Below are 5,732 nucleotides of genomic sequence, written 5' to 3' on the forward strand. Positions count from 1 at the left end.
CACTCCACGGGGCACTATCGGCTGCGGCGGCTGCCCGATCGGCCTGATACGGCAGATACCGGCCCTCGAGGCTGCCGCGACGAATCTCCCTCGAGACGGTGGAGACGTTCTTGCCGATCCGAGCGGCGATGGTCCGTAGCGAGTCCTCTACGAGCAGGCCGTCGGCGATCGCGATCCGGTCCTCGACCGACAGGTACCGGTCGCTGATCGCCGGTCGTCCGCTGCCATCACAGGTCACACTGGTCACAGACTGTGTGTAGACGGTTCCGTGGTGGTAGTCCACGACCCGCCCATCCGGATGAATGCGCTTGCTGTTCGAGCGCCGGATCCCCTGACGCCAGTCCCGTGCGGTGCGTTCGTTGACCCCGACCTCACGGGCCGCTCGTCTGGCCGACCAACCGGCTTCGATCAACTCCAGACAGCGACGCTTGGCTCCGGGTTTGCCCTTCGGCGAGATTCTCTCCTTGCTGACCATGCCCTCGGCCACCAGGATCCGGCGGGCCACCGACTGCGCCACCCCGGATGCCCTCGCCGCTGCGCTGATCGAGCCGGTCTCGCCGTAGACCGTCACGATCAGCTGGGGGTCGGGGGTGCCGACCCGGCCGCGAGGCTTGCCCACCGGCCGGCCGATCGCCCGCAAGATTGCGTAGCACCGCTGCCGCGGCAGCCCGATCGCGGCCGCAGCCTCCTTGACCGGAATACCGGCGTTGACCAATCGCGTGAGTTGGTTACCGAATCGGTCGCAGTCCTCCTGAAACGACATGATCGTCGCAACCTCTCGTTGAGAGTGTTGCGACGATCATGTGAACCCGCCGTTCTGCTCGTGGGGCCTTCGTTGATTTCCCTGTCTTACCAGTTCAGCGCCCGGTCCGGTGTCTGCGTGGACCCCGCGCAGCAAACACTGCGACGGTGCCGATCACCTCGACCTCCACATTCTCGAACGCGGCCTCGAGCGCAGCCTCAAGTCCGCTCCGATCGTCCTGGCGGTTGCTGAAGATATTCGAGGCATCGTTGTAGATCGTGCTGAGCGCCTTGCCCGCGAGATTGTGTGTCACACCGCGGCCCAGGATCGTCGAACCGAAGAACACCCCCTCCTCGGCGGTGACGTCGGCGATGTGACCGAAAGCTACGCCCTTGTCCTGCCAGGCCCCCGGAACGCAGTGCATCACGAAGTTGGCCGCCACCGACTCGAATGGGCCGTGTTCGATGTCGATCGGTGCAAGAACGCTGCCGGTGTGCGCCGCCGCGACGATTCCGCGTTCGGCGAGGCGTCTCGAAGTGAGTTCCATCGTGGACGGATTCAAATCCATCAACGTGATCTCAGGCTCGGGGGTTGGGTACGTCGCGTTCTGGAGGTACCAGCCGGTGCCCGGTCCGATATCGAGATGGCGGCCGCTGAGATGGCGATCGTAGTGAGCAAGGAGTCGTTCGGTGGGGCAGCGCCAGACGAGGCCGTTACTCCACCGCAGAACGACCGTGTCGTACACGGCCAGCGCGGCTCTGTTGTAGAGCGCCGCACCGTCCTTCTCTGCCTGTGTGACTTCGTCCCGGGACATTGGATTCCTTAGCACTCGACATCGCCGGCCAGCTCTGCCGGACCGGACGATCCTAGTGCCGCGACTGTGGCATCCGCGGGTGGGGCGGCGATCTGTTCCACCCCACGTGAGCGGACTCCGGATCTGAAAACCGGAGGAGCCCAGCTGAGCTCGGCGCTGATCCGTGCTCACTTCGCGATGGCGAGTCGCTGACGATAAAATGTTCTCTGAACTGGGAAAACGGCACGTCCCCTTTCGTCTGCCGAATCTGAGAGGAACATCGTGAAGGTCGGCGATCTGGTGAAGGTTCATCCCCGCGGGAAGTCTGTATTCACTGTCATCGAGGTTGATGAGGGCAGCGGCACTGCGTTCATCGAAGCGGTGGAGGACAGTCCGGGGAGGTATCCGTGGACCGCTCGCCTGTCCGAGCTGGTGCCCGCAGATGAATAGCGTTTCAACACGATCGGCTCTTGTAGGCCGAGAGTGCCAGGGCGGTCCCGCATCCCAGTTCGTTCCGTGAAGAACCAGGAGCGTGTCCCGCCGGTCTGAAAGTTCGGCTGAGTGCTCTCGGGGTGTCCACAGAACGGCTCGTTGAACTGGGATGATGACACGTCCCCTCAGCCTATGTGAGCCGATTCGACGTGCCGCGACCATGAGTCCCACGTCCGGTCAGGGATTCTGCGGATCGGGAGGGGGTACGGCACACTCTGGCCATGACTTCAGTGGGGAGTGCCCGTTCCGGTGAGGCCGCACCGACCAGCGAGGCAGAGGGAAGCGCCAGCGTAGAACCTCGGATGCCTCGACCGTCACGGCGGCTGCCGTTGCTCGGCGACGTGCTGCGTCTCGACCCGAAGCGACCGGTACAGCGCGAAATGCGGTTCGTGGAAGAACTGGGCGACGTCTTCGAGATCAGCATCATCGGCCGCAGGGTGGTCGTGGTCGGCGGCGGCGACGCAGCGGCAGAGGTCTTCGACGAAACCCGCTTCGCCAAGGCCGTGGTGCCCCCAGTGAGCAATCTGCGGGAGTTGGCCGGCGACGGGCTGTTCACCGCGTTCAACAGTGAGCCGGCCTGGGCTCAGGCCCACAACGTGCTGATGCCGGCGTTCAACCAGGCATCGATGCGCAGCTACCACGACGCGATGGTCGAGTGCGTCGACCAACTGTGCACCTACTGGACAGAATCGGCCGCACGCGGACCTATTGACGTCTCCTCCGACATGAACCGGCTCACCTTGGAAGTCATCGGCTGTACAGGATTCGGGTACAGCTTCGACTCGTTCGCTCCAGGCCGTCATCCGTTCGTCGAGGCGATGAGCCGGGCAATGTCGTACGTCTCGCAGACCGCGAACGATGTTCCTGTCATCCGGGAGATCCTGGGGTGGAAGGCGATGCGCCAGAATCCGAAGGACATCGCGTTGATGAAAGCCACCGTCGACGAAGTGATCGCCGCGCGGCGCAGCGGCGCGACACCGCGACAAGACGACCTGTTGCAGCGGATGCTCGAAAACCCGGACCCCGAAACCGGGGAGATGATGTCGGACCAGAGCATCCGCAACCAGGTTCTGACCTTTCTGATCGCCGGTCACGAGACCACAGCAGGATTGCTGTCGTTCGCCCTGCACTACTTGTCGCTCAATCCCGAGATCGTCGAACGGGCCCGGGAAGAGATCGAGCAGGTGCTCGGCACCGATGGTGCGCCGGTGCGATTCGAGCAGGTCGCCAAGCTCCGGTACGTCCGACGCATCGTCGATGAGACCCTGCGTCTGTGGCCGTCCGGCCCGGCCTTTTTCCGCAAGGCGCGGCAGGCGACCACTCTGGGCGGATATCCGATCCGCAAGGGCGAAACGATCCTGGTGGTGCTGCTCGCGCTGCACCGCGACCCCACACTATGGGGCGAGGACCCGGAGCGGTTCGATCCGGATCGGTTCCTTCCCGCAGCTGTGCGAGCGCGGCCTGCACACGCGTACAAGCCGTTCGGCGTCGGTGCTCGCGCCTGTATCGGTCGTCAGTTCGCCCTACACGAGGCAGTGCTTGCCTTGGCGCAGATCCTCACGCGCTTCGACATCGTGCCCAACACGGACTATGAGCTGACGGTCGAAGAGCTGCTGACGATCCGGCCCGAGAACCTGAAATTGGCCATGCGGCCCCGGGAGCAGCGCCGAATGCAGCACACCTCGTAAGAACGTAATCCTGGTTACACTCGCCCGTTGATCGAGATCAAATTGCAACAGGCGGGGGTCTGATGGGTACGTGGCATGTGATCGAGACGCTGACCGAAGGCGTAGCGACACTGGTGGCATCGGGGAACGAAGCGAAGGGGATGATCTCCACCAGGCGAAGCATCTCCCCAACGGCGGACATCCTTGTCGAACCGATTATCGAGCATGTACGTCAGACTCGTGAACCGTTCGACCGCGTCCTGCATTCAAAGCGCGCGAACCGCGCGTGGCGGTTCTACGCTTGGCCGATCATCGGGCCCTTCGGGGACGTGCACGGTATCCAGATGTGGGTCGGCGACCCGAAAGAGCCGATCGCAAAACGGCGGCTCACGTCGGGAGTGGTCTGGTCGACCACCGATTGGCTGATTTATCAGACCTGGGAGTCCGGCGCGATGTCCGGCACCCTTCTCGAAGACTGGGTGCCCACTGCGTTGTCCTCGGACTACATCAACCGCGCGATCCACATGGAAAAAGAGCAGGACTTCTTGGAGATCGTCCTGACTCCGAAGCCGGATATGGCGCTGAGCACGTGGTTCTCAGTCCGGCACGATCACGGCCACGCGATGCAGTGGCAGGTCGTCCTGCGGCCTACCGCGGACGGGACAGCTGTGCGGGCGCTCTACCAGGACTTCTCCGATGCCTACCCCCCGTCGATGCCGACGCTCGCCGAGCTGGGGCTGACGGAAGGGCTCGAGGGATCCAAGGTGCACGTCGCGCTGTTCGAGGCGCAGCGCGGTTCGATCACGCTGTGGATCGGCCGCGCCCCGGAATGGATCGAATGGCAGTACGCGCACCTGACAGGGCCGGTCGTGCACCCGGACGACCTGCCCGCCTTGCAGGACAGCGCGAAGCGAATCAATGCCGGAGAGGTCCCACGAACCGTGGACCTGGTCCAGTTGCATCGCGGCGACAATGAATGGGTGAAGTGCTCGGTGACGATGCGCCCGTTCCAGCTCAAGGACCGCCCTGCACACGCGGAGCTGACGCTCATCCAGGTTGTCCCCGCGGACGATCAATACTGAGCTCCCATCTGGAGTCACGGTGATGTCGGCGCGGATCGCGTCGGCATCACCGGCTCTCTCCGTGATGCTCGCGGTGCTGCGCAGCAGTGGAGGATAGAAGCGGGCTCGCGTTGTTCATGCACCAGCGAAGTTTGGCTGTACGGCCGGAACGCCGCGGCCACGAATCGCGCACATCCGGTGCAGGGGACGTGTCGTCACTCCAGTTCAAGCGGTAATTCTGCGCGGCTCCGGTGCGGCAGGGTGCTCGATGAAGGGGGCTTGTCCGTCCGGTATGTGCGCGTGCGGATGCCGCGCGCTCGGCCGGTTTGCAGGCAACCCGCTTGACACTTTGCAAATAATATTTGTAATGTAAGGATATGGAAACAGACCGAAGTCCGCTCAATTCCCCTCACGTGCAAGGCAATGCAGCGGAATCGCAGAACTCATACCCGACCGCATGGTCAGGACGGGGTGACGCCGCGGAGGGTGGCTTCGATCCGGCTTTGCCGGACATCCGAGTGATCCTGGAACAGCTCAACAACGGTCCTACCGACGGTGGCTATGGGGCCGGTATCTGCTTCGAGCTGGGCGCACACAGGGCGGTCGGCGTCGGCGCCACGATCGACCCCGCGACCGGCTCCTTGATCATCGACGTCGACATGCTGACATTCGACCGCGCGATCGAGCTGCGCATCGACTGCACCACCGTATTTCGCACCGCGGCGCGTACCAGCTGACTTCGTCCCCGGGGTATCTGCCGCCTCCGCGATCGACGAGCAGTGCGGTACTGAACGCAGTCAGACCATCACAGCGCCACCCGCGCCAGTAGTGCCCCATAGAGTGGTGTAACTCGGTGGCCGAGATCGTCTGCGATCCGTGTTGTGCACGGGTGTAGAGCGGCCACCGTGTGATCCTTCGAGTCAACCTTCTCCACCGAATCCTCGAACCGACACCGTCACGATGACCGCCCATCATAT

At 63.6% G+C, this 5,732-nt stretch carries 6 protein-coding genes; 4 read left to right on the forward strand and 2 right to left on the reverse strand.

The window, feature by feature from the left end; all coding sequences use genetic code 11:
- A partial coding sequence (locus A8G15_RS25055; RefSeq protein WP_156665553.1) for a helix-turn-helix domain-containing protein occupies nt 1-763 on the reverse strand: 763 nt, incomplete at its 3' end.
- Nucleotides 764-857: 94 nt separating this feature from the next.
- Nucleotides 858-1,556, reverse strand: a complete 699-nt coding sequence (locus tag A8G15_RS25060; protein ID WP_068165690.1) for a class I SAM-dependent methyltransferase — start codon at nt 1,554-1,556, stop codon at nt 858-860.
- A gap of 261 nt (nt 1,557-1,817) precedes the next feature.
- Between A8G15_RS25060 and A8G15_RS31230 the strand changes: the two genes are divergently transcribed.
- From A8G15_RS31230 to A8G15_RS30835, 4 genes are all read left to right on the forward strand, one after another.
- Nucleotides 1,818-1,985: a hypothetical protein gene (locus tag A8G15_RS31230; RefSeq protein ID WP_169833944.1), complete on the forward strand. Its 168-nt coding sequence runs from the start codon at nt 1,818-1,820 to the stop codon at nt 1,983-1,985.
- Between the two features lie 344 nt (nt 1,986-2,329).
- On the forward strand, nt 2,330-3,715 hold the full coding sequence (locus A8G15_RS25065; RefSeq protein WP_068165691.1) for a cytochrome P450: 1,386 nt from the start codon (nt 2,330-2,332) through the stop codon (nt 3,713-3,715).
- 77 nt (nt 3,716-3,792) lie between these two features.
- A complete protein-coding gene (locus A8G15_RS25070; RefSeq protein WP_245687991.1) occupies nt 3,793-4,776 on the forward strand; it encodes a GAF domain-containing protein in 984 nt (327 codons plus the stop codon).
- A 356-nt stretch (nt 4,777-5,132) separates the two neighbouring features.
- On the forward strand, nt 5,133-5,492 hold the full coding sequence (locus A8G15_RS30835) for a hypothetical protein (RefSeq protein WP_156665554.1): 360 nt from the start codon (nt 5,133-5,135) through the stop codon (nt 5,490-5,492).
- Nucleotides 5,493-5,732: the final 240 nt, after the last annotated feature.

Origin of the sequence: Rhodococcus phenolicus, assembly GCF_001646785.1 — a bacterium.
Taxonomy (GTDB): domain Bacteria; phylum Actinomycetota; class Actinomycetes; order Mycobacteriales; family Mycobacteriaceae; genus Rhodococcus; species Rhodococcus phenolicus.